Here is a 24,626-nt window from a genome sequence, read left to right on the forward strand (position 1 = left end):
AATCGAATCCGCAGAGCAATCGCGTTCGATTGTTCAGGGGCGCCGAATTGTGTTGCCGGATTATAGGCATTTATTTACGAGTCTGCCGAACCCACAATTCGCACCATTGAAGTTCTATGCGCATTGCGCGGCTCGACATGGATGCATTTAAACCGCCGTACTCGTTTGTGCCCGCCGGCAGCGGCCCGGCACAGGCTGACAGCACGGCACTCGACGTCACTGACGTGCAGATCGAAGGGCACGCACAGGACATTACGTTGCGTTTGTACCGCCAGGCACAGAAAACCGCACTGCCGGTATTGCTTTACTTCCACGGTGGCGGTTTTACCAAGGGCTCGATCGATCAGGCCGACTTCGCCGCCCGTTATTTCGCAGAACACTTACCGGCTCTGGTCGTTTCGGTCGGTTATTCGCTGGCGCCGCAGTTTCCGTTTCCGGCGGCGCCTGAAGACGCACATCGCGCGGCGCTGTGGGTGCAGACACGAGCACGCGCGTTTGGCGGGAATAGCAAGAAGGTCGGCGTGGCGGGCCACGATGCCGGCGGGCAGTTGGCCAACTGCCTCGCTTTCATCGCGCGTGATCGCGGCGACGTGCGCATTGCGGCGCAAGCGCTGTTCGGACCGATGCTCGATCCGAGCCTGACGCGCCTCGGCGACGAAAAGCGCCTCGGCTCAGATATCACCGCGAAGGAATGCGCGGCGTGTTATCGCGCGTATCTGCCGCAAGCGTCGCAGCGCATGCATCCGTATGCCGCACCGCTCGAATCGTCGCGCCTGGCGGGCCTGCCGGCCACGCTGATCGCGACGGCGCAAAACGACGTGCTGCATGTGGAAGCGGAGAAATACGCGAGCGGTCTGATCGACGCGGGTGTGCTGACCCAGGTGGTCCGCTATCCCAGCGTCTCGCACGCCGCGTTGGCCGACCATCCGCCCGCCTTGCAGGAAGCGGTGCGATTTTTTCAGTGGCGCTTCGATGCGCGCGCCCATCGCTGAGACACCAATAAGCAAAACTTTAATCAACGATACCGGGAGCTTCTCATGACTATCCTTCCTCTTTCCCGTCGCCGTGTGGCGATTGCCGTGCTAGCTGTCATCGTGGTGGCCGGGCTGGGCACGTTCGGCGCGATCCGCGTCGACGCGAGCTCGCCTGCTGCGCCGACCATCGTGCCGGAAGTCGATGTGGCCACCGTGGTGCAAAAGACCATCACCGACTGGCAAAGCTATTCCGGCCGCCTCGAAGCGGTCGAAAAAGTGGACGTCCGTTCGCAAGTGCCGGGCACGATCGTGTCCGTCAACTTCAAGGACGGCGCCCTCGTGAAGAAGGGCGACACGCTGTTCGTGATCGATCCGCGTCCGTACGCGGCTGAAGTCGATCGCACCGAAGCACAGGTCGCGGCGGCGCAAGCGCGTACGGGCTACACGCAAAGCGATTGGGAGCGCGCGCAACGCCTGATCGCCGACAACGCGATCGCCAAGCGCGACTACGACGAGAAGCAGAACGCCGCGCGCGAAGCGAGCGCCAACCTGAAGGCCGCGCAAGCCGCCGTCGAAACCGCGCGTATCAATCTCGGCTACACGAAGATCGTCGCGCCGGTGTCGGGCCGTGTCTCGCGTGCGGAAATCACGGTGGGCAACGTGGTGTCGGCAGGTGCAAGCGCGGCGCCGTTGACCACGCTGGTGTCGGTTTCGCCGATCTACGCATCGTTCGACGTTGACGAACAGACCTACCTGCAGTACCTGAGCCGCGCAAAGGATGGCAGCAAGGTGCCGGTGGACCTCGGGCTGGCGGATGAAAGCGGCTACTCGCGCAGCGGCACGATCGAATCCGTCGACAACCGGCTGGATACGTCGTCCGGCACGATCCGGGTGCGTGCGCGCTTCGATAACCAGGACGGTGCATTGATCCCTGGTCTCTATGCGCGCGTGAAGGTCGGCGGCAGCGAGCCGCATCCGGCACTGCTGATCGACGACGCCGCAGTGGGCACCGATCAGGACAAGAAGTTCGTGCTGGTGGTCGACCAGAGCAACCACGTCGTGTACCGGGAAATCGCAGTGGGCGGCATGCAGGGCAACCTGCGCGTCGTCAAGGGCGGTTTGCAGGCAACCGACCGGATCGTCGTGAACGGTGTCCAGCGGGTGCGTCCGGGCGATGCAGTGCGCGCTCACATGGTGCCGATGACCACCGATCAGGATCCGAACAGCGCGCCGCTTGCGCAGACGCGGGCAAAAGCAGCGGACAAGAATTCGTGAGCCCCGTGCGCCGCGCTTGCCCAGTCATGTTGACTGGCCGTAGCGGGCGCATGCTCCAACGTTAAGAGCTTCCCATGAACATATCCAAATTCTTCATCGATCGACCGATCTTTGCCGGTGTGTTATCGGTATTGATCCTGCTGGGGGGCATCATTTCGCTCTTCAAGCTGCCGATTTCGGAGTACCCGGAAGTCGTGCCGCCTTCGGTGGTGGTGCACGCGCAATATCCGGGCGCCAATCCGAAAGTGATCGCGGAGGCCGTTGCGGCGCCGCTTGAAGAGCAGATCAACGGCGTCGAGAACATGCTGTACATGCAGTCGCAAGCCAATAGCGACGGCAATCTCACGCTGACGGTGACCTTCAAGCTCGGCACCAATCCGGACCTGGCGACGCAGCTCGTGCAGAACCGCGTCAACCAGGCGCTGCCGCGCCTGCCGGAAGACGTGCAACGGCTTGGCATCACGACCATCAAGAGTTCGCCGACGCTGACGATGGTGGTCCACCTGATCTCGCCGAACAATCGCTACGACATGACGTACCTGCGCAACTACGCGTTGCTCAACGTCAAGGACCGGTTGGCGCGGATTCAGGGCGTCGGCGAGGTGCAGCTGTGGGGTTCGGGCGACTACGCGATGCGTGTCTGGCTCGATCCGCAGAAAGTCGCACAGCGCGGTTTGACGGCGACCGAAGTGGTCAACGCGATTCGCGAGCAGAACATTCAGGTGGCAGCCGGTGTGATCGGCGCATCGCCTTCGGTGCCGGGCACGCAGCTGCAGTTGTCGGTGAATGCGCGTGGCCGCTTGAAGACCGAGGGCGAATTCGGCGACATCATCGTCAAAACCGCGCCGGATGGCGGCGTAACGTACCTGCGTGATATCGCACGGGTCGAACTGGCCGCGTCGGAATACGGTCTGCGTTCGCTGCTCGACAACAAGCCCGCGGTGGCGCTCGCTATCAACCAGGCGCCGGGCGCGAACTCGCTCGCGATTTCCGACCAGGTTCGTTCCGCGATGAAGGAACTGGCGGAAGACATGCCGGCAGGCGTCGAATACAAGATCGTCTATGACCCGACGCAGTTCGTGCGCTCGAGTATCGAGGCGGTGATTCACACGCTGCTTGAAGCGATCGCGCTGGTGGTGATCGTGGTGATCGTGTTCCTGCAGACCTGGCGTGCGTCGATCATTCCGTTGATTGCGGTACCGGTGTCGATTGTGGGTACGTTCTCGCTGCTGCTGGCGTTCGGCTTCTCGATCAATGCGTTGTCGCTGTTCGGGATGGTGCTGGCCATCGGGATCGTGGTGGACGATGCGATCGTGGTGGTGGAGAACGTCGAGCGGAACATCGAAAGCGGGCTCAGTGCGCGCGATGCGACTTATAAGGCCATGCAGGAAGTGAGCGGGCCGATTATCGCCATCGCGCTGACGCTGGTTGCCGTGTTCGTGCCACTCGCTTTCATGACCGGTTTGACGGGCCAGTTCTACAAGCAGTTCGCGATGACCATCGCGATCTCGACGGTGATCTCGGCGTTCAACTCGCTGACTTTGTCGCCGGCTTTGTCCGCGATGCTGTTGCGTGGCCACGGCGCCAAGGAAGACTTCCTGACGCGTGTGATGAACCGCGTGCTGGGTCGCTTCTTCAAGGGCTTCAACAAGGTGTTCCATCGCGGCTCGACGGAGTACGGCCGTGGCGTGAGAGGCGTGCTGGGCCGTAAAGGTGCGATGCTCGCGGTCTACGCGATCCTGCTGGGTGCAACGGTGCTGATCTCGCGCGTCGTGCCGGGCGGTTTCGTGCCGGCGCAGGACAAGGAATACCTGATTGCGTTTGCGCAACTCCCGAACGGCGCGTCGCTGGATCGCACGGAAAAGGTGATCCGTGACATGAGCGCGGTTGCCTTGAAGCAGCCGGGCGTGGAAAGCGCGGTGGCGTTCCCGGGCCTGTCGGTGAACGGCTTCACCAATAGTTCGAGCGCGGGCATCGTGTTCGTCACGTTGAAGCCTTTCAAGGAACGCGGCAGCAAGAAACTCTCGGCCGGTGCGATTGCCGGCGCGTTGAACCAGCAGTATGGCGCGATCAAGGATTCGTTCGTCGCGGTGTTCCCGCCACCACCTGTGCTTGGTTTGGGTACGCTGGGCGGTTTCAAGATGCAGTTGGAGGATCACGGCGCGGTGGGTTACGCGGAACTGAACAAGGCAGCGGAGGCATTCGTGAAGAAGGCGGCGCAAACGCCTGAACTCGGACCGACGTTCTCGAGCTATCAGATCAACGTGCCGCAATTGAATGTCGACCTGGATCGCGTGAAAGCCAAGCAACTTGGCGTGCCGGTCACGGACGTGTTCAACACGATGCAGATCTATCTGGGCTCGCTGTATGTGAACGACTTCAACCGCTTCGGCCGTGTGTATCAGGTCCGGGTGCAGGCTGACGCGCCGTTCCGTCAACGCGCCGACGACATCCTGCAACTGAAGACGCGCAATGCTGCGGGTGACATGGTGCCGCTGTCGTCGCTGGTGACGGTGACGCCGACGTATGGTCCGGAAATGGTGGTGCGTTACAACGGCTATACGGCTGCCGACATCAACGGTGGTCCGGCGCCGGGCTTCTCATCGGGCCAGGCGCAAGCCGCGGCCGAACGCGTGGCAGCGGAAACCTTGCCGCATGGCGTGAAGCTCGAATGGACCGACCTGACGTATCAGCAGATCATCGCCGGCAATGCGGGCCTGTGGGTGTTCCCGATCAGCGTGCTGCTCGTGTTCCTCGTGCTGGCCGCGTTGTATGAAAGCCTGACGCTGCCGCTCGCCGTGATCCTGATCGTGCCGATGAGCGTGCTATCCGCGCTGACCGGTGTGTGGCTCACGGGTGGCGACAACAACATCTTCACGCAGATCGGTTTGATGGTGCTGGTGGGGCTGTCGGCGAAGAACGCGATTCTGATCGTCGAGTTCGCTCGCGAACTCGAACATGACGGGCGTACGCCGCTGGCGGCGGCGATCGAGGCGAGCCGCCTGCGTCTGCGTCCGATTCTGATGACGTCGATCGCTTTCATCATGGGTGTGGTGCCGCTCGTGCTCTCGAGTGGAGCGGGTTCGGAGATGCGTCATGCGATGGGTATCGCGGTGTTCTTCGGCATGCTCGGCGTGACGCTGTTCGGCCTGATGCTGACCCCTGTGTTCTATGTGGTGCTGCGTACGCTGGCGGGCGGGACGATTCACGTCGCGCAGAAAGACGCGCCGCACCTTGGGGCGCCGGTGACGGACGCCTGAGGAGAAAATAATAATGAAGCGTTTTGAATCTTTAAGCGGGTGGGGCAGAGCGGCTGCCAGCGGTTTGCTGCTGGCGTTGCTCGCGGCCTGCTCCGTGGAGCCCACGTATAAGCGGCCGGAGGTGGATACGCCGGCTGCGTTCAAGGAAACGCCGACTGCTGCATCGGCTGCGTCCGGTGCTTCGGCTGCATCGGCTACGTCCGCGGCATCGCCGCAGGACACGGGCACCTGGAAGCAGGCTCAGCCCGCCGACGACGCGCATCGCGGCGAATGGTGGACGATTTTCGGCGACCCGCAGTTGAACGCGCTGGAAGAACAGGCGGCTGCAGCGAATCAGGACTTGAAGGCGGCTGCGGCGCGTGTGCAGCAGGCGCGTGCGGTGACGCAGGCGGCGAAGTCGGACTGGTTCCCGAAGTTCGACGCGGGCTTTGGTCCGACGCGTGAACGGGCATCGGCGGCCTCGCAGTTTCAGCCGGATAGCGCGGGCGGGACGAACGGCACGATCTGGCGTGCGCAGGTTGGCGCATCGTATGAAACCGATCTGTTCGGGCGAGTCGGTTCGAACGTGAATGCATCGCGTGCGGACGAGCAGCAAAGTGAAGCATTGTTCCGGTCGGTACAGTTGTCGTTGCAAGCCGACGTTGCGCAGAACTACTTCCAGTTGCGCGAGCTCGACACGGATCAGGATCTGTACCGCCGTACCGTGGCGTTGCGCGAGGACACGCTGAAGCTGGTCGAGCGCCGTTTCAGGGAAGGCGATATCGGTGAGCTGGATGTTTCGCGTTCTCGCAACGAACTGGCGAGTGCGCGTGCCGATGCAGTGGGCGTGGCGCGTCAGCGCGCGGCCTCCGAGCACAGTCTGGCGATTCTGCTCGGCAAGCCGCCGGCCGATTTCTCGTTCGCGGAGGCACCGCTCGTGCCGGTGACGGTGCGCGTGCCGCCAGGTTTGCCTTCGGCGCTGCTCGAACGTCGGCCGGACATTTCGGCGGCGGAGCGGGCGATGATGGCGGCGAATGCGCGGGTCGGTCTGGCGAAGTCGGCGTTCTTCCCGAAGCTCGATATCACGGGTGCGGCTGGTTTTGAATCGGCGACGCTGGGCGATCTGTTCAAGTGGTCGAGCCGCGCGTTTATTCTCGGGCCATTCGCCGGTACCGCGCTAACGTTGCCTTTGTTCGACGGTGGCCGCCGCAAGGCAAACCTCGCGCAAGCTCGCTCGAAGTACGACGAAGATGTCGCGCAGTATCGTCAACAGGTGCTGGTGGCGTTCCGTGAGGCCGAGGACAACCTGGCCGATCTGCGTTTGCTCGACGATCAGATGCGCGAGCAGAACGATGCGGTCGTGGCCTCGCAACGCGCGGCGCATCTGTCGCGCACGCAGTACACGGAAGGCGCGGTCAGCTATCTGGATGTGATCGACGGCGAGCGGCAGGTGCTGACATCGCAACTACAGGCGAGCCATCTGTCGGGCACGCAGGCGGTGGCGACGGTTAACCTGATTCGCGCGCTGGGTGGCGGCTGGGGTGATGTGAAGCCTGCGGGCGACGAGACGGTGGGGGCGGTTGCGCCGGCTTCGGGTCCGGTTGCTACTTCTGCTTCTGCGTCGGCGGAGCAGGTGGCGAAGCGCTAAGGTCTGTTTTTAGTTTGTTGGCTGGTGAAGAACGCCGGGTTGCGCTAAAGCGTGGCCCGGCGTTTTTTCTTTGGTGACGTGTTGCGCCAGCTCCATGGGGCGAGCCCCAAATCATTTTTCCCGCTTTCCTTCCAAAAATCCGTTCGTAGACCGCCGGTTTCCCGCCGTCTATGATGATTCGCACCTCATCTGGAGAGAGGCGATGACCTGTCCGACCTGCCGCTGTCCGCGCTGACCCGCTCACGCGTTCTATCGCTGCCGCACGCCGGTTAAACCGCGCGCTGCAGATTTCTGTTGTCCGACCGATTCCGGTACGCCTGCCCGCATGTCGTGGAATCGGCTCGCCTCGAAACACGCCACGCCCCTATCCTAACGAGTTCACCATGCGCATTTCTCTGACCACTGCACGGCGTTTTTTCAAGGCGCGGACGCTGACGTTCCTCGGCGCGTTCGGCCTCGCGCTGGCGTTGTCCGCTTCGCCCGCGTTCGCGGCAGACACGCCCACGCTGAAAATCGGCATCGCCACCAGCCCGCAAATCGAGGCGCTCAAAGTCGCCGCGCGCGAAGCGAAGGAGCAAGGGCTTGACGTGAAGATCATCGAGTTTACCGACTGGAATACGCCGAACGCGGTGCTCGCCAACAAGGATATCGACGTCAACTATTTCCAGCACATCCCGTTTCTCGAGAACGCAAAGAAGCAGGGTGGTTATAACTTCGTCGCAATCGCCCCGGGCACGATCATGAAGATCGGCCTGTATTCGAAAAAGATCAAACGCTTCGATGAATTGAAAGACGGCGCCACCGTCGCCATCGCTAACGATCCGGTCAACGGCGGTCGTGGTCTGTTGTTGCTGCAGCGTGCCGGTCTGATCAAGCTGACGCCGGGCATCGACTATCGCGCCACGACGCTCGACATCATCGACAACCCGAAGCACCTGAAGATCGTTCAGCTCGAAGCCTCGCAATTGGCCCGTTCGCTCGACGACGTCGATCTCGCGCAAGGCTACCCGAGCTTCATCAAGCTCGCGGGCACTACCGATCCGAACAGCGCATTGTTGTTCGACGGCCTGGAAAACAAGAACTACGCGATCCAGTGGGTCGTGCGTCCGGAAAGCGCAAATGATCCGCGTATCCGCAAGTTCATCTCGATCTATCAGCATTCGCCCGCTGTGCGCGCTGCACTCGACAAAGCCTTCGGCAGCCTCTACGCCGTCGCCTGGTAAGGCACGCCGCTAGCAACGTTGCAACCAGCAAGGAGCCGCACGATGGCGAAGAAAAAGATCCTGCTGAACGCGTTCAACATGAATGCGGTCGGTCACATCAATCATGGTTTGTGGACGCATCCGCGCGACCGTTCGGCGCACTACACCGACCTCGACTACTGGACGAGCCTCGCGCAAACGCTCGAGCGCGGCAAGTTCGACGGGATCTTTCTCGCGGATATCGTCGGCGTATACGACGTTTATCAGGGCGGTCCGGAAACCTCGTTGCGTGAATCGGTGCAGATTCCGATCAACGATCCATCGCTGATTGTGCCCGCGATGGCACACGTGACGAAGCATATCGGCTTCGGCGTCACGTCGAATCTGACTTACGAGCCGCCGTACCTGTTCGCGCGCCGCATGTCGACGCTGGATCATTTGACTAAGGGTCGGGTGGGCTGGAACATCGTGACGGGCTATCTGGACAGTGCCGCGCGCGGCATGGGTCTCGCACAACAGATCAGCCACGACGACCGTTACGACCGCGCGGACGATTACATGGACGTGGTCTACAAGCTATGGGAGCAAAGCTGGGAGGACGACGCGGTAGTGCGCGATCGCGAGGCACGCATCTTCTCGCACCCTGACAAAGTGCATCGCGTGAAACACGACGGTCCGTACTATTCGATCGACGCCATTCATTTGAGCGAGCCATCGCCGCAACGCACGCCGGTGCTGTATCAGGCGGGTTCGTCGAGCCGGGGCGTCGATTTCGCGGCGCGTCACGCGGAGTGCGTGTTTGTCGGCGGCCAGAACAAGCAGCTTACCCGCTCCATTGTCGACGACATTCGAGCACGAGCAGTGAGCTTCGGACGCGCGCCTGACGATATCAAGATCTTTGCCGGCATCACCGTTGTAGTCGGCGAAACAGAACGCGCCGCGCAGGAGAAATTCGAAGAGTACCGGCGTTATGCGAGCGCCGAGGGCGGTATCGCGCATTTCTCCAGTTCGACCGGCATCGACTTCTCGCAGTACGAACTGGATGAACCGATTTCGTATGTGAAGACCGAATCGATGCAATCTGCCGTTGAAGCGATTTCGAAGAAGAGCGTGAGTGGCGTATGGACCAAACGCAAAGTGCTCGAACAGATGACGCTCGGCGGCCGCGCGAAGCCCGTAGTCGGGTCACCGCAGCAGATCGCGGACGAGCTGGTGTCGTGGATAGAAGAGGCGGGCGTTGACGGATTCAATCTGACGCGCACTGTCATGCCCGAATCGTTCGAAGACTTCGTCGATCTGGTGGTGCCGGAATTGCAGAATCGCGGCGTCTACAAGGAAGATTACGACCCGGCGCCGACGCTGCGCGAAAAGCTATTCGGCGGCGGCCGGGCGCGACTGCCTGAGGTGCATGCCGGCGCGCAGCATCGCCGTCGCGCGCAAACCGGCGCGCGATCCACCGTGGACGCCTGAGAGGAACGAAGCCATGGCTCATCTTTTCGACGTGCCGAAATTCATTGAAGACGCACCGTCCCTCACCGTGAATCGTGATGCGGCCGATGCCGCGCAAGAAGTCGTCGTATTCGACGACGTGGGCAAGGTGTTCGCCAACACGCGCGGTGTGTCGACTGCGGCACTGGCGAACGTCACGCTGAAGGTGGCGCGCGGTGAAGTGTTCGGCATCATCGGGCGAAGCGGCGCAGGTAAATCGACCCTGCTGCGGCTCGTCAATGGTCTGGAAAAGCCGAGTTCCGGCGCCGTGCGCGTGAATGACGTGAGTGTCGGCGAGCTCGACGAACGCGGGCTGGTCACGCTGCGGCGGCGTATCGGCATGGTGTTCCAGCATTTCAATTTGCTCTCCGCTAAAACGGTGCACGAAAACATTGCGTTGCCGTTAAAAATCGCTGGTGCGCCTAAAGCGGCGATCGACAAAAAGGTCGACGCCTTGCTCGAACTAGTCGGCCTATCGACCAAGCGCGACGCTTATCCGGCGAGTTTGTCCGGCGGTCAGAAGCAGCGCGTCGGGATCGCGCGCGCCCTTGTGACCGCCCCGGACATTCTGCTTTGCGACGAAGCAACGTCCGCGCTCGATCCTGAAACGACGCAAGCCATTCTCGCGTTGCTGCGCGATATCAATCAGCGCCTCAACCTGACCATCGTGCTGATTACGCACGAGATGCAGGTCATTCGCGAGGTCTGCGATACGGTGGCCGTGATCGAGCGTGGTGAAGTGGTGGAGACGGGTCCGGTGTGGCGCGTATTCGGCGACCCGCAGCACGATGCGACGCGCGCGTTGCTGCGGACCCTGGTGCATGATCTGCCTGCGGATCTCGCCGCGCGCGTCAAACCGTTGCACGAGATCGCGCACGCGGATGCGCAGATTCTGCTCGACGTGCGCTTCACCGGCAGCGATGCACGTGAGCCTGACCTGGGTGGGTTGACGTCTGCATTGAGCATTGAAGGTGGCCGCGTGAGTTTCGTGCATGGCGGCATCGACCGGATTCAGGGGCATGCGCAAGGGCGTCTGGTGGTGTCGGCAGAAGTGCGCGCGAACGCGGACGGCACGGTGCAAACGCAGATCGCGACGCTGCTCGAACGTGCGCGGCACTATGCCAATCATGTCGAGGTGCTGGGCTATGTCTGATCTCTGGCTCTCGGAACTCGCCGATGCCATTCGCGACACCATCGTCATGGTCGGCGTATCGGCCTTCGTCGCGGCGCTGGTCGGCATTCCGCTCGCGCTGGTGCTGGTCACCACAACGCGCGGCGGCATCTTTGAAAAGCGTGTGGTGAACAGCACGCTCGGCGCGCTCGTCAATGCGTTCCGCTCCACGCCTTTCATCATTTTGCTGGTCGCGCTGTTGCCGCTCACACGTTTGCTGATCGGCACGACGATCGGTGTATGGGCTGCCATCGTGCCGCTCAGTATCGCGGCGATTCCTTTTTTTGCGCGCGTGGCCGAAGTGAGCTTGCGCGAAGTGGACCGCGGTTTGATCGAAGCCGCGCAGGCAATGGGCGCGCAGCGCCGGCATATCATCTGGCATGTACTGCTGCCTGAAGCGCTGCCGGGCATTCTCGGCGGCTTCACGATCACCGTGGTGGCGATGATCGGTTCCTCGGCCATGGCGGGCGCGGTGGGCGCCGGTGGTCTCGGCGATCTGGCGATCCGCTACGGCTATCAGCGTTTCGATACTACCGTGATGGTGACGGTGATCGTGTTGCTGATCGTGATCGTGACGGCGGTGCAGTTCGTCGGCGATCGTTTCGTGCGACGGCTTGCGCAACGCGCATGATTGTCGTCTTTCGACCGCTATTTGCATAACGAATACGCGCTTGCGGCCCACGTTTTCAGCGGCGACGTCACCGTCTATCATGCTATTTACGACGCTGGGCGCAGCGAGACTCCGGCTCACCCGATCGAATGCAAACCGGCCGCGCGGATAAGCAGCGTGTCGCTCGCCAAACTTCTTCACGTGGACATTGCATGAACGAACCTCGACATCCCGAGGCACTGCAACCGCTGCAAACCGGTGCTGCGCCTGTGGTGCGCAATCTTATCGGCTTGCTCGACGCGTTGCGTGCCAGCGCGGCTCAGCGCGATCGCGACGGCGGCCACGCCGCGCGGGAAAAACAATGGATTGCCGACGCGGGACTGCTCACGCTCGCCGTACCGCGTGAATTCGGCGGTTCCGGCACGCGCTGGCCCGAGATCTACGAGACGATCCGCCAGATCGCGCGAGTCGACAGTGCGCTGGCGCATCTGCTTGGCTTCACGTGCCTGCAGGTGGTCAGCGTCAATGTATGGGGCAACCCGGAACAACGTGCCCGCTATCTGGGCGGCACCGTGGAAGAGCGCTGGTGGTGGGGTAATGCGGTCAATCCGCTCGACACGCGACTCGTTGCAAGCGCAACCAGCGACGGTGGCTATCTTTTAGATGGGCAGAAAGGATTTTGTTCGGGCACGCGTGGCTCGCACATGATGACGGTTTCAGGGCACGATCCGGTTACCGGCAAAGCGGTGTTCGCGGTGGTGCCGACCACGCGTGAAGGCATTACCGTTCACGAAGACTGGAATCCGATCGGTCAGCGGCAAACCGATAGCGGCAGCGTCTCCTTTGCGCAAGTCAAGGTTGAACCGCACGAGGTGCTGGAGCGGGCCGACACCTCATACGCGAGCCTGCGCACGCTGATCTCGCAGCAGGTGCTGATCAATCTGTTCGTCGGCATCGCGCAGGGCGCGCTCGAAGAAGCACGCGCGTACGTCACACAGTACGGCAAACCGTGGATATCCTCGGGCGTCGAAAAAGCCACCGACGATCCCTACCTGATCCAGCGCTTCGGCGAGATGCGTCTGCAGGCGGTGAGCGCGGAAGCGCTGGCAGTGCGTGCCGCCTACGCGCTCGAAGACGCATGGCAACAAGGCCCGTCTCTGGACGCCGAAACCCGTGCGCAGGTGGCGCTCGCCACCTCGGAGGCGAAAATCGTCGCGCACCGCGCCGCGCTCGACGTCAGCGAAAAACTGTTCGATGCCTGCGGCGCGCGTGCCACACACGCGCCGCTCGCGCTCGACCGCTTCTGGCGCAACGCTCGCGTGCATACGCTGCACGATCCACTCGACTATCGCGTACGCGACGTCGGCCGTTATGCGTTAAGCGGGACATTGCCGGAAGTTTCTTTGTACACTTGAGGCGGTTCGCGGTGGCCTGCATGAGGCGTCGCGGTTTATCCCCTTCAAGAGACCACCGGCTTGCAGTTCAAATTACCGACCACCGCAACGGCGCCGTTTTGCCCATCCGAGGTGCAAGGCACGGTCGCCGTTACGCAAGGCGCGCCGTTCTGGAAAAAAATCCTGCAATTCGCGGGGCCTGGCCTGCTGATTTCGATCGGCTACATGGACCCCGGCAACTGGGCCACCGATATCGAAGCGGGTTCGCGTTACGGCTACAGCCTGCTGTTCGTCGTCATGTTGTCGAGTCTTGCGGCGATGGCGCTGCAATGTCTGAGCATGCGACTCGGCATCGCCACCGGGCGGGACCTCGCGGAATTGTCGAGACTGCGTTACTCACCTGGTGTGGCGCGCTTTCAGTGGTTGCTTGCCGAACTGTCGATCGTGGCCTGCGATCTGGCCGAAGTGCTCGGCGGCGCGCTGGCTTTCCATCTGCTCTTCAAATGTTCGCTAACCACCGGCGTGTTGCTGACCGCGTTCGATACGCTGATCGTGCTTGGCCTGAAGGGCAAGAATTTCCGCGATCTTGAGGCGATCATGCTCGGGTTGATCGCGACGATCGGCGTCGGCTACATCATCGAGTTGGCACTGGTGAAGCCGCATTGGCCGTCCGTCGCGCAAGGACTGATTCCTTCGTGGCAGGCACTCGGCAGCCGCGAACCGATGTATCTGGCGATCGGCATTCTCGGTGCGACCGTGATGCCCCACAACCTCTATCTGCATTCGTCGATCGTGCAGACCCGCGCGGTTAAACGCGATTCGGCCAGCATCCGGTCGGCGATCGGCATGTCGCGCATCGATACGATCGTCTCGCTGATAATTGCGCTGCTGATCAACATGGCGATCCTGATTCTCGCGGCCGCCGCGTTCCACGCGACCGGCCACAATCAAGTCACCGAAATCGAAGACGCGTACAAACTGCTGGCGCCGATCGTCGGCACCGGTTTCGCAGCGGTGCTGTTCGCGATCACGCTGCTGGCGTCGGGGCAAAGTTCGACCTTCACCGGCACGGTGGCCGGGCAGGTCATCATGGAAGGCTTCCTGAAGCTGAAAATTCCGTGCTGGCAGCGGCGCTTCATTACGCGGGCGCTCGCCTTGATTCCGGCGCTGATCGGCGTGCAGATGATGGGCAACGGCGCAGTCGGCAAGCTGCTGGTCGCAAGCCAGGTCGTGTTGAGCCTGCAACTGCCGTTCGCGCTCTATCCGCTGATTCGCATGACCAACGATCGTTCGCTGATGGGCGAATTTGCCAACAGACTTCCGACGCGGTTTTTCGCCTGGTCGCTGTTCGTGGTAATCAGTGCGGCGAACCTGTGGCTGGTGGTGCAGACGGTGGGACTGGTGGACTGATGCGGCAGCGGGAGGTAGCGGGGTAGCGCCTGGCGTCGGGTGTTAGATGTGAGGTGTCCCGTGTCAGGGCGAAAACCACATAAAAAAAAGTCCGCGGGATGGCGGACTTTTTCCAAGGTGCTTCGGTTCGAATCAGGCTGGACCGGCCCTCATCGATTCCACTTAACTCAGGCGGCTTGTGCAATCTGCGCTGCTTCGAGCGCTTCCTGACGAGCGGCGGCGGCCTTTTTGGTCTTGCCGGCGCGCGACGGCGGCTGGCAGGCGCCACACACCACGTTGTGTTGCAGATCGTGCTTGTGCGCGACGAACTTGCCGGTGCAACGGCAGCATTTGGTCAACTGCAGGATGTCGGCGTCGAAGAAACGCACTAGCGTCCATGCCCGCGTGAGATCCAGCACCGGTTCGGAGTCGCTGTGCTGGCAATGTTCCAGATACAGCCGATACCCCTTGGTCAGCGCATCCAGGTGCGAGCAACGCGCTTCGTTCTTCAGGAACAGGTACGTGTTGTAGAACAACGACGCGTGGATGTTCGCCAGCCACGTCATGTACCAGTCCGCCGAGAAAGGCAGCATACCCTTGGGCGGCGACACACCTTTGACCTCGCGGTACAGGCGGATCATGCGGTCGCGCGAAAGCGTCAACTCGCTTTCGAGCACCTGCATGCGCGCGCCGAGTTCAATCAGCGCGATGGCACGGAATACTTCTTGTGCGTCTTCCGTCAGGCTACGCTTGAGCATCGCGGTCACCTCGATTAAGCAAATTGCTCAGCAGGCTGGCCTGCAAGCAGGATCGCCGCGTGAGTCGGTGCAACTGCCGCATGCTTCGTCGTTTGCGTCAACGCCGACAACATCGAGTGGTCGTTGAAGCGGAAGAAGCACAAAAGCTGATCGGAAGCGGCCAGCTTGACGATCTGCGCGAGCGACAGCCCGGCAAGCAAATCAGCCAGTTCCGACGACAGTCCCAGTCGGAACATGCCGACCGGTTTGTCCTCACGCAACATACGTTGCGCGAGCATGATGTAAGACAAGTTGATCTCGCGGATTGAATCCAGCGTCTCGCTGCTACGGTCCATTTTCTGTGTTTCCGAAGCCCCGAATTACTATGTCGGCTTTTTTTGCCGTTATGTCTTTTGTGCCTCACCGGAAACGTTGTCCTCCGGCTACATGTCACTACCTGATACAGCTCGCGACTTTTTGATACATCGCGTTACATTTCGTAACAGCTTGGGACGAATTGTATGAAGGGCAAAACAAGAAATCAATCCCTTCTCAAAAAAATATCTCAAAAAGATACATCAAATTTCGGTAAGTCTTTCACAGTCCTGTAATAGACGATGCTTAGCAGGTTTTTTGTTGCCTTGGAATTTTGTCTGATCCATGAAAACCCTTGTGTAGTGGGCCTTAGCGTTATTCATCTGAGCAATGGCGTGTACCCGGTCGAGAACCGAAAAATCAGGACTGAATCAGAAAGGAAATAGAAAGCGAGCCCAATTGAAAGTAATAAATACCGCTCATTGGCGCTGCTGTGGGGACAAATCAGATGTGTAACAGGTTGGTGCAGCCCTAGTTACAAACGGGGCGCATTTGTAACTTCTAGCAACCGTTTGCGCGGATCCGTTCGACTTCGAGGCCGAACGCCGGGCGCAGGCGGGTGTCGAGTACGTTGCCGGCGAAGGCGACGACCAGCCACAGCCAACCGTGCAAGCTGCCTGACACGATGCCGCTGAAATAGGCGCCGATGTTACAACCGTAGGCCAGACGGGCTCCGTAGCCCAGCATCAGGCCGCCGACCACTGCCGCGACCAGCGAGCGAACCGGGCGCCCCGGGAGCAGGATTGGCGCCGAATAGCTGTTACATGAAGCGCGCCATCAGATCGGCATCGTGAAACACCCCGCCGACGTTCAACGCGTCGACCTCGCAACCATATTTGCGAAAGCCAAGCGACTCATAGAGTTTGCGCGCCGCCTCGTTGCGGCTACTCACCATCAACTGGATTTGCCGTAGACCTTCTACCTGTGCCGCTCGCGCCAGCAACTCATTAAGCAAGGCGCGCCCGACTCCGCGACCCGCAGCTTCCGGCGCGACGTACATACCGACGACGGAAGCCTTGTGCCGTTCCTTGTCGCTCTGGTTACGCCGCAATCCGACCACGCCGATTAAGGGGGCATTGGCCGATTCATAAGCACCGAGCAAAAAGTCGCCTTCGGCTGCGCGCGTGCCCTGCAACATCGCGTCGTGCCGCGCCGCGCCCTTGGCCACCGCTTCCTCGTAGCTTTGCCCGAACGACTCCGGATGCGCCTTCAGTCCGCGCAGGCGAAGCTGAAAGTAGGCGTCGCGATCGGCCGGACCGAGTTGGCGGACCAGTAGGGCGCTGTTGATCAAGTGTGTCTCTCCGTGTGGTTTGAATGGTGCTGCAAGCGGGAACAACTCTGCTTTCGATGCTGCTCTTCGGGTTTCTGCGGTTCAGCGGTGCTGCTATGGCTTCACGGCTTCAGATTTTTGGCCTTCGGCACGTTGGCTCGCGGCAAACTCGCGCAACGCCGCCGCGGTTTCCTGATCGGCGGGAAAGAACGCTTCAATAGCAAGCTCCGACAGTGTGACATCTACCGGTGTGCCGAATACCGTGGTCGTGCTGAAGAACGACAGCACGCCGATCGGTGTGCGCAAACGCAGCGGCACGGCGATCTGATTACCCGCGGTGTCGTCGTGGTCGGCCGCTTCCGCGCCGGGCGGAGCGGGGTATGCAGCGAGTTCGTCGCGCAGTGCGCTCAACGTGTCGTCGCCGCTCACGTCGATCTGGCGCTGGAGTCGGTACAGCGCGTGCGCGCGCCAGGCATGCCAGTTGACGATCGACGCTGCGATGCCTTCCGGATGCAAGCTCAGTCTCATCGCATTGACCGGCGGTTTCAGAACCGCCGGGCTTGCGCCTGCAAGCAGCGGCGCAAGCGCATTGTTCGCGGCAATGATGGTCCAGTGACGGTCGATCGCGAGAGCCGGATACGGCTCGTGACCTTTGAGCACCAACTCAACTGCCTCGCGTGCGGCGGTTAATTGCGGGTCCGTCAAAGGGCGTTCGCGGAACAGCGGCGCATAACCCGCCGCAATCAGCAGCGCATTGCGCGCGCGCAGTGGCACGTCGAGCCGCTCGGCGAGGTGCATGACCATTTCCCGGCTGGGCACCGCGCGGCCCGATTCGACGAAGCTCAGATGCCGCGTTGAAATATCGGCTTCAGCGGCGAGCAGCAACTGGCTCATTCTGCGCCGCTGCCGCCATTCGCGCAGCAGATCGCCGACCGTGCGGCTTGCCGTCGGCCTGTTCGACGGGATGGTTTGTGCAAGAGAGAGTGTGTTCATGTTGCCGATGATAGCCAAAGCGCGTTAGCGATCCATTACCTGACAGGTAATGGAATACCCGGGAATGCCCAGGAATGCCCGGCAATACCCTGGAATATCCGAGAAAGCGTAGGAGCACCTACGAATACGCAGCGCATTCAGGGCGTTACCCCAAGCGACAACACGCCAGGCGCGAATCAGGCGGGCGCCACGCCTTCCGGCACGGCGTTGAGTTTGACGCCCAGCGCGCGCAGCAGTTTGAACACCGTGTCCATGCGCGGTTTGGAGCCGGGCGCGAGTGTTTTATAGAGGCTTTCGCGCCCGAGTCCAGCGTCCGCCGCGACCTTCGCAATGCCGCGTGCTTTTGCGATGTCGGCGATCGCGGCGAGGAGGAGGTCGGCGTCGCCTTCTTCCAGCGCTGCGTTGAGATACTCGGCGATCATCTCTTCGCTATCGAGGTAATGCGATGCGTCGAACCGTGCGGTTTTGACTTTGCTCATGACAGTTCCTTTCTGATGTCTGCCCACATTGATTTGGCATGCCTGATGTCGGCTGGCTGCGTGGATTTATCGCCACCGCAGAGCAGCAGAAACACCATGCGCCCTTCGCGCGCGAAGTAGACCCGATAGCCGGGCCCGCAATCGATGCGCATCTCGGATACACCGTCTTCCAGCAACTTGACGTCGCCGAAATGACCTCGCTCAGCACGCCTGACCCGCACCAGGATTTTGGCTCTCGCCCTCAAGTCTGAGAGGCCGGCAAGCCAGTGGTCGAATTCCTCGGTGCGCTTGACCGTGTACACAGGCGGTGAACCGATTTGTTGATGAGTGTATCCTGTTGGATACGGTCTTGCAAGTGTGAAAACCATATTAAAAAAGCGGCTTGTGTCCGCGCCCATTCAGTTCGTCACATGCCGCGAGTCGACACTGCGCGGCCCCCAATTCCGCCATGAGGTTAGCGGCTGACGCAGCCGGTGACGATTCGGCCGAATGGCCAATCCGGTGGGCAAAAAAGCGCGGTTCTTCACGCTGGTGCATCCCGATGCTTACCTCCCACGTAATCGACGCGCTGCGCTCGAGCCGTCAATCTTCACTCCGAGCCCGCCGCATACACCGTGTCTGCCGAGCGTAGTGCTCAGTCATGCCAATCAAGGAGTCTGAGATGAATGCGCATACCGATCTGATCGACCGTTACTTCGACGCATGGAATGAAACCGATGCAGTGCGCCGCCGCGAACTGATCGCCGCGACATGGACTGCCGATGCCGACTATCGCGATCCGCTGCTGGCAGGCGCGGGCCATGACGGCATCGACGCGATGATCCGCGCGGTGCATGAACGCTTCCCGCATCACACGTTTCACCGCACGACGGAAGTCGACGGTTTCGCCAACCGCCTGCGTTTTTCGTGGGCACTCACCACGCCGGCCGGCGAGGCGATCGTCAAGGGATCCGACTTCGGCGTGCTCGACACGCACGGCCGCCTGCAGGCGGTGACCGGTTTCCTCGACCAGGTGCCTGCCGCTACCTGACCACACGCAGTTTTTTCACGGAGACGATCATGCACGAGTCCGTTGCCGTCACGGCTCCCGGTACTGTCCTCACGGTCGCGCGCCTGTCGGGCGCTGTCGACGCGCTCTCCAGCGCGATCGCCGGCTTCGCTCTGCTGGCCGGCACGCGCGCGTTCACCTTCACTGCGTTGCTGGCCTGGCGCGAGCCGGTGCTGGGTGGCGCGGGTCTCGTGCTGCTCGCCTTGGTCGGATGGTTGCGGTGGCGGTGTCGCGAAATGCCGCTCGCCGCATCGTGTGGACAGGCGGATTGACGGTGAGCCGCCGGTAACGGACCGTGCGCCACGGTCTTGCTACAATCGATCGCGACGCGCCACAAGGGCAGCCACAAGGGCAATCCGCTCGAACCCGGGTAGCTGGCCGCCAATCGAACCTCAAGGAGACACCGTGCTGAAGAATCTGGACCCGCTGCTGAATGCCGATGTGCTGCATGCGCTACGCTCGATGGGGCATGGCGACGAACTGGTGGTTTGCGACGCCAACTTTCCGGGCGCGTCCGTCGCGCAGGAGACGGTGTTGGGCAAGCTACTGCGCCTCGACGGCGTGAACGCACCGCGTGCCATTCGCGCGATTCTGTCGGTGATGCCGCTGGATACATTCATCGAGCGCCCTGCGTCGCGGATGGAAGTGGTCGGCGAGCCGAATACGATTCCAGCCGTTCAGCGCGAAGTGCAGATCGAAATCAATGCGGCGGAAGGGCGCGAGGTGCCATTTGCTTCGGTCGAACGTTTCGCTTTCTATGAGCGGGCGCGCAAGGCCTATTGCGTGATCGCTACCGGCGAAGAGCGCGGTTACGGCTGCTTCGTCTTTACGAAGGGTGTTTTGCTCGCGCCGGATGCGCCGCAGCAATAGCACTTCACGACGGCGACGACACCCATCTTATCCCCGCGCTTAGGCACGGCGGCGATACAGTCCGTGGCGTGCACGATCGGGCACGTGCTGGGCGCTCGGACGCCTTTTTCCTTCCCTTGAGACGGCGCGGATTGCGCTGTTCGTGCCGGCCCACGCTTGGAAAAGGCGAGCAGCGCACCTATTCTCAGGTGCAAAGTGGGGAACTGCGGCCGTCTGGCCGGGTCTGCTGCATATTCATTTACAGGAGCCCCTCATGACGCGTCCCGTCGATTCCGGCGTCATCCTCATCGCGCGTGTTGCCCTTGCCGTGCTGTTTTTATGGGGCGGTGTGATGAAACTGCTGGGCTATGCGGGTTTTGTCGGCTATCTGAATTCGAAGGGTGTGCCGCTCGTCCAGGTCGCCGCACCGATTGCAACAGCGGTCGAGGCGCTCGGTGGCCTGCTGCTGATCGTCGGCTTCAAGATCCGCCCGCTCGCGCTCGTCCTGGCCGTCTATACCGTGGCGGCCGCGGTGCTGGGCCACGATTTCTGGAATGTTACCGATCCCGCTTTGCAACGCGATATGGTGATCCACTTCTGGAAAAACATCGGTATCGCTGGTGGTTTCCTGCTGCTGTTCGTGACCGGAGCGGGCCGAATCAGTATCGACGGCGCGCGCTCGCCACGCGGCGGGCTGAATCTCTGATCACGCAATTGAGGTAGTCTGTGCAGGTCGCTTTTGATTGTGGCTGTAATCAAGGGAGCAAATAATGATTCAAAGTTTTGAGCAAACCATTGGCGGCAAGGTCACGCAGTTGTGCGCAAGTCTCGGCGAAGGGCCTACGCCGCATCGCGTCATCATCAGCCTTGCCGATTCGGCGAAAACATTGGTGGTTCTGGATGCATCCGGTCTTATCGGCACGATCAAGGCCGAAATCGAACAGCCGGAAAAATTGATCGCCGACGCGATCACCAAGGCGCAAAACGAAGGGCTGATCGAGCGCGCGATCGACACGGGCGTGATTCAGGAAGCGCCGCTGTAAGTCACGCGGCGGCAGTGCGCGTTGTAGCGCGCCTGCTGGCGCGGTATAAGCGCGGAAAGAAGACTCCTGCGGTGTGTAAGCATCGCGGGGGTCATTTTTTTGCGTTTCCGGTGAAGCGGCGAGACGCTAAGTGCGACTCGCCAGTTTGCGGGTTTGCCGATTCATCGATTTGCCAATTCGCCGGCTCGCGCCGGGCAAAGCGATGAGACACTCAACGCGGTTCACCAACTTGCCCAGGACCAGTCTTGTAGGGTTTCGAGGCCGACGCGTGCGGCTCCGGATGCACGAGGCAACCCATTACTCCACCGAGCACCAGCAGACCGACCGAGATGGCCGTCGCGGCCTGCATCCCCGAAACGATCTGCGTGGCAGCCGCACCGCTCGCCAACGCGCCAAAAGCGGCTACACCCACTGCGCCACCTGCTTGCCGGGCGGTATTCAGCACAGCGGACGCAGTGCCCGCGCGCTTCGCTTCGACGGAGGCCAGCACGGCGGTCGTCATCGCCGGAACCGCGAGGCCCATCCCCGAGGGAATCAGCAGGAACGGCAGCAGCAAGCCGACGAGCGGCGTAGACGCATCGACGAAATGCAGCAGGCCGTAGCCGAGCCCCGCAGTGATTGCGCCGGCGATCATCGGCACACGTACGCCAAAGCGTCCGACGACCCAGCCGCTTGCCACGTTCGAGAGCAGAAAACCGCCCGTCAACGGCAGGAACGCGAGGCCCGCCTGCAGCGGGGTATAGCCGCGTACGCGCTGCAAATACAGGCTTAACACGAACACCATGCCGTAGTACGTCAGATTCACACAGATGCCGAACAGCACCGCCGCATTGAAGGTGCGCTTGCTGAATAGCGAGAGCGGCAGCATGGGTGCCGCGACGCGCGATTCCACTGCGATAAAAGCGCCGGTCGCGATGAGCGCGAGTATGAACCCGCTGGCTACCAGCGGATGGCTTAGCCCGAGCGGCCGCAGTTCGATCACAGCGGCGACGAAGGCGGTGAGCGCGACGATCGCAAGGGTTTGGCCGCTCAGATCGATGCCGCGTGGGATTGCTTCGGTTTTATCCGATGCCGATGCTGTACCTTTAGTCGCAGCAGCAGCCGCATTCCCAACTCCAGCCCCAGTGCCTGTCCTCATCGCCGTCTCACGCCCAGTCGTGGCCGGAGCGGGAACCGTAGTCGCGGCCGCTCGTTGCGCGCTTTTCTGTGCGGATTCAGGGCGAGGCACCCAGAACCAGGTCGCCAGCAAACCGGCTACGCAAATCGGCAGATTGACGAGAAAGATACTGCGCCAGCCGAATGCCGCGATCAGCACGCCACCGACCACCGGTCCGGCCGCGATCGAAATCGCGCCCGCGGCGGTCCACAGTCCGACTGCGCGCGCACGGAGCTTCGGATCGCGGCCGTATGACTGATTGAGCAGCGCCAGCGAGTTCGGCAGCATGGCGGCCGCACCGATGCCCTGCACAGCGCGCGCCGCGACCAGCATGGTGGCATCGAGCGCCAATCCGCAGGCGAGCGACGCGAGTGCAAAGAGCACGATGCCGGCCGCGTACATGCGCCGTGTGCCGAGCCGGTCCCCGAGCGCGCCCGCCGAAAGCATCAGCACGGCGAACGCGAGTGTGTACGCATCGACGACCCATTGCAGCCCCGCGACATCCGCATGCAGGTCCGCACCGATCTTCGGCAGCGCGATGTTGACGATGGTCACGTCGAGTTGCGTGACGACGAAGCCGACGCTGACGGTCGCGAGAATGCGGCCGAGGGCGGGCGATGGGCGGGTATTGGAAGAGTTCATGAGACACATCGTAGGCTGATGCAGCGCACGATGTTTCGGCCCGACGTGAAGTGTCGATGTCGCCGGAATTGCCGTAAAGGCGGGGCGTGGAGCCGATGCAAACAACGGCGCACCACGCGGTGCGCCGTTGCGAAACAGCTCGACTAGCGCACTTGTGGCGCGTCTTTGATAAACAGCGTCGTCAATGCCCCGACAATGCAGATCGCGCCGACATACAGCGGCGCGGCCATCGGGTTCGACTTCATCATCAGCGAAACGGCGATCGGCGTGAGGCCGCCGAACACCGCGTAGGCAACGTTATACGAGAACGAGATGCCCGAGAATCGCACGACCGGCGGGAACGCCTTCACCAGCACGAACGGAATCGCGCCGATCACACCGACGAACAGGCCGGCCACCGCATACAGCGGCACCAACGCCGACGTATCGACGGCAAGCTGCTGGAACATCACGTAGTACGTCACGGCCAGCGCGAGGCCGCCGATGAAAATCGTGCGCCCCGCGCCGATGCGGCCGGCGATCGAACCCGCCATCACGCAGCCGATCGTCAGGCACAGCGTCGCCACGCAGTTCGCCAGCAACGCGGTGGCCGGCGCGATATGAAACTGCTTCTGCAGCAGCGTCGGCGTCATCAGAATCACCACGACGATCGCAGCGGACAGCATCCACGTGAGCAGCATCGACACGATCACGGCGCGTCCGTGGTCGCGCAGCACGGCCTTGAGCGGCACTTCCGCGGCGATCGCCTTGCGTTGCTTGAGCTCGGCGAACACCGGCGTCTCATGCAGCCAGCGGCGCAGATAAACCGAGAACATGCCGAACACGCCACCCACCAGGAACGGGATGCGCCATGCGTAGGCGGAGATTTCCGCCGGTGCGAAGTTGCGGTTCACCCCCGAGGCAATCAGCGAGCCGAGCAGGATGCCTGCCGTGAGGCCGGCTGTCAGTGTGCCGCACGCATAGCCGATGTGCCGCTGCGGCACGTGCTCGGAAACGAACACCCATGCGCCCGGCACTTCGCCGCCGACCGCCGCGCCTTGCATCACGCGGAACAGCAGCAGCAATACCGGCGCCATTACGCCGATGCTGGCGTAGGTGGGCAGCAGGCCCATCATCAGCGTCGGCACCGACATCAGCAGCACGCTCAGCGTGAACATGCGCTTGCGGCCGAACAGGTCGCCGAAGTGCGCCATGATGATGCCGCCGAGCGGCCGGGCCAGATAGCCCGCCGCGAAGATGCCGAAGGTCTGCACCTGACGCAGCCAGTCGGGCATCGCGGCGGGGAAGAACAACTGGCCGATCGCCGGCGCAAAGAATACGAAGATGATGAAGTCGTAAAACTCCAGCGCCCCGCCGAGCGCGGCGAGACCGAGCGTCTTGTAATCGCTTCGCCCAAGAGGGCGTGGGGTGACAGCCTGCGCTCCACCCAGATTTGTCGCTTGCATTGCTTGTGTCTTGTCTTGAATTGGAAACCACACGTAGCGCGTGGAAATACGGCGGTCGTCGGGCGAGAAGTGTGGCAAGCGCTGGGTAGAGCACGGGACACCGGCGCGCCGGCCCGGATAGGGCAAGCGCGATGACGACTGGGGCCAGGGCGGCGATTTTACAGGATGAAAGCCGGTCGCTTCGGGAAGTGCTTAATTA

The 24,626-nt window shown here is 61.9% G+C and carries 23 protein-coding genes and 1 pseudogene; 15 read left to right on the forward strand and 9 right to left on the reverse strand.

Annotation, left to right across the window (positions count from 1 at the left end; genetic code table 11):
* Positions 1-137 precede the first annotated feature (137 nt).
* From M0D64_RS22265 to M0D64_RS22310, 10 genes are all read left to right on the forward strand, one after another.
* Complete coding sequence (locus tag M0D64_RS22265) at positions 138-992, forward strand: alpha/beta hydrolase (RefSeq protein WP_093634909.1); 855 nt, start codon at positions 138-140, stop codon at positions 990-992.
* A gap of 45 nt (positions 993-1,037) precedes the next feature.
* Entirely contained in the window at positions 1,038-2,249 is a 1,212-nt protein-coding gene (locus M0D64_RS22270; RefSeq protein ID WP_093634717.1) for an efflux RND transporter periplasmic adaptor subunit, read from the forward strand.
* A gap of 74 nt (positions 2,250-2,323) precedes the next feature.
* Positions 2,324-5,509 carry an efflux RND transporter permease subunit gene (locus M0D64_RS22275; RefSeq protein WP_266259269.1) on the forward strand — a complete coding sequence of 1,062 codons (3,186 nt, stop codon included), beginning with the start codon at positions 2,324-2,326 and terminating at the stop codon, positions 5,507-5,509.
* Between the two features lie 13 nt (positions 5,510-5,522).
* On the forward strand, positions 5,523-7,136 hold the full coding sequence (locus M0D64_RS22280) for an efflux transporter outer membrane subunit (protein WP_266259271.1): 1,614 nt from the start codon (positions 5,523-5,525) through the stop codon (positions 7,134-7,136).
* Between the two features lie 383 nt (positions 7,137-7,519).
* Entirely contained in the window at positions 7,520-8,359 is an 840-nt protein-coding gene (locus M0D64_RS22285; RefSeq protein ID WP_266259272.1) for a MetQ/NlpA family ABC transporter substrate-binding protein, read from the forward strand.
* Positions 8,360-8,401: 42 nt separating this feature from the next.
* Entirely contained in the window at positions 8,402-9,808 is a 1,407-nt protein-coding gene (locus M0D64_RS22290) for an LLM class flavin-dependent oxidoreductase (RefSeq protein WP_154566777.1), read from the forward strand.
* 13 nt (positions 9,809-9,821) lie between these two features.
* Positions 9,822-10,979 carry a methionine ABC transporter ATP-binding protein gene (locus M0D64_RS22295; RefSeq protein WP_266259274.1) on the forward strand — a complete coding sequence of 386 codons (1,158 nt, stop codon included), beginning with the start codon at positions 9,822-9,824 and terminating at the stop codon, positions 10,977-10,979.
* Entirely contained in the window at positions 10,972-11,628 is a 657-nt protein-coding gene (locus M0D64_RS22300; protein WP_074286788.1) for a methionine ABC transporter permease, read from the forward strand. Before M0D64_RS22295 ends, M0D64_RS22300 begins: the two co-directional genes overlap by 8 nt.
* A gap of 191 nt (positions 11,629-11,819) precedes the next feature.
* Positions 11,820-13,022: an acyl-CoA dehydrogenase family protein gene (locus M0D64_RS22305; protein WP_266259276.1), complete on the forward strand. Its 1,203-nt coding sequence runs from the start codon at positions 11,820-11,822 to the stop codon at positions 13,020-13,022.
* Positions 13,023-13,082: 60 nt separating this feature from the next.
* Positions 13,083-14,411 carry an Nramp family divalent metal transporter gene (locus M0D64_RS22310; protein ID WP_266259278.1) on the forward strand — a complete coding sequence of 443 codons (1,329 nt, stop codon included), beginning with the start codon at positions 13,083-13,085 and terminating at the stop codon, positions 14,409-14,411.
* Positions 14,412-14,578: 167 nt separating this feature from the next.
* Here M0D64_RS22310 and flhC read toward each other — a convergent pair whose 3' ends face one another.
* The 7 genes and pseudogenes from flhC to M0D64_RS22345 all read right to left on the reverse strand — a co-directional run bounded on the left by flhC (position 14,579) and on the right by M0D64_RS22345 (position 18,612).
* Positions 14,579-15,148, reverse strand: a complete 570-nt coding sequence (flhC, locus tag M0D64_RS22315) for a flagellar transcriptional regulator FlhC (protein WP_054039111.1) — start codon at positions 15,146-15,148, stop codon at positions 14,579-14,581.
* 14 nt (positions 15,149-15,162) lie between these two features.
* Positions 15,163-15,483 (reverse strand): flagellar transcriptional regulator FlhD, encoded by a 321-nt coding sequence (gene flhD, locus M0D64_RS22320; RefSeq protein WP_028194930.1) that lies wholly within the window; start codon positions 15,481-15,483, stop codon positions 15,163-15,165.
* Positions 15,484-16,003: 520 nt separating this feature from the next.
* A pseudogene (locus M0D64_RS22325) lies at positions 16,004-16,228 on the reverse strand (YeeE/YedE thiosulfate transporter family protein); the annotation flags it as partial.
* Between the two features lie 34 nt (positions 16,229-16,262).
* Entirely contained in the window at positions 16,263-16,793 is a 531-nt protein-coding gene (locus tag M0D64_RS22330) for a GNAT family N-acetyltransferase (protein WP_266259279.1), read from the reverse strand.
* Between the two features lie 93 nt (positions 16,794-16,886).
* Positions 16,887-17,765, reverse strand: coding sequence for a helix-turn-helix domain-containing protein (locus M0D64_RS22335; RefSeq protein ID WP_266259280.1), 879 nt, complete (start codon positions 17,763-17,765; stop codon positions 16,887-16,889).
* A 176-nt stretch (positions 17,766-17,941) separates the two neighbouring features.
* On the reverse strand, positions 17,942-18,244 hold the full coding sequence (locus M0D64_RS22340) for an addiction module antidote protein (RefSeq protein ID WP_054039070.1): 303 nt from the start codon (positions 18,242-18,244) through the stop codon (positions 17,942-17,944).
* Positions 18,241-18,612 carry a type II toxin-antitoxin system RelE/ParE family toxin gene (locus M0D64_RS22345; RefSeq protein ID WP_054039105.1) on the reverse strand — a complete coding sequence of 124 codons (372 nt, stop codon included), beginning with the start codon at positions 18,610-18,612 and terminating at the stop codon, positions 18,241-18,243. The genes M0D64_RS22340 and M0D64_RS22345 overlap by 4 nt, the downstream gene beginning before the upstream one ends.
* A 293-nt stretch (positions 18,613-18,905) precedes the next feature.
* Between M0D64_RS22345 and M0D64_RS22350 the strand changes: the two genes are divergently transcribed.
* The 5 genes from M0D64_RS22350 to M0D64_RS22370 all read left to right on the forward strand — a co-directional run bounded on the left by M0D64_RS22350 (position 18,906) and on the right by M0D64_RS22370 (position 21,184).
* Positions 18,906-19,274, forward strand: coding sequence for a nuclear transport factor 2 family protein (locus tag M0D64_RS22350; protein WP_054039068.1), 369 nt, complete (start codon positions 18,906-18,908; stop codon positions 19,272-19,274).
* 29 nt (positions 19,275-19,303) lie between these two features.
* Positions 19,304-19,564 (forward strand): hypothetical protein, encoded by a 261-nt coding sequence (locus M0D64_RS22355; RefSeq protein ID WP_266259282.1) that lies wholly within the window; start codon positions 19,304-19,306, stop codon positions 19,562-19,564.
* Between the two features lie 133 nt (positions 19,565-19,697).
* Positions 19,698-20,162, forward strand: coding sequence for an RbsD/FucU family protein (locus M0D64_RS22360; protein WP_168435985.1), 465 nt, complete (start codon positions 19,698-19,700; stop codon positions 20,160-20,162).
* A 253-nt stretch (positions 20,163-20,415) separates the two neighbouring features.
* Entirely contained in the window at positions 20,416-20,847 is a 432-nt protein-coding gene (locus M0D64_RS22365) for a DoxX family protein (RefSeq protein WP_154566770.1), read from the forward strand.
* 64 nt (positions 20,848-20,911) lie between these two features.
* On the forward strand, positions 20,912-21,184 hold the full coding sequence (locus M0D64_RS22370) for a hypothetical protein (protein ID WP_154566769.1): 273 nt from the start codon (positions 20,912-20,914) through the stop codon (positions 21,182-21,184).
* A 211-nt stretch (positions 21,185-21,395) separates the two neighbouring features.
* Here the strand turns inward: M0D64_RS22370 and M0D64_RS22375 are convergent, their stop codons facing one another.
* Together M0D64_RS22375 and M0D64_RS22380 are read right to left on the reverse strand one after the other, a co-directional pair.
* Positions 21,396-22,991, reverse strand: coding sequence for an MFS transporter (locus M0D64_RS22375; RefSeq protein ID WP_266259283.1), 1,596 nt, complete (start codon positions 22,989-22,991; stop codon positions 21,396-21,398).
* 134 nt (positions 22,992-23,125) lie between these two features.
* Positions 23,126-24,427 (reverse strand): MFS transporter, encoded by a 1,302-nt coding sequence (locus M0D64_RS22380; RefSeq protein ID WP_266259284.1) that lies wholly within the window; start codon positions 24,425-24,427, stop codon positions 23,126-23,128.
* Positions 24,428-24,626 lie beyond the last annotated feature (199 nt).

The sequence above is a fragment of the Paraburkholderia sp. WS6 genome (assembly GCF_030464835.1).
Taxonomy (GTDB): Bacteria; Pseudomonadota; Gammaproteobacteria; order Burkholderiales; family Burkholderiaceae; genus Paraburkholderia; species Paraburkholderia madseniana.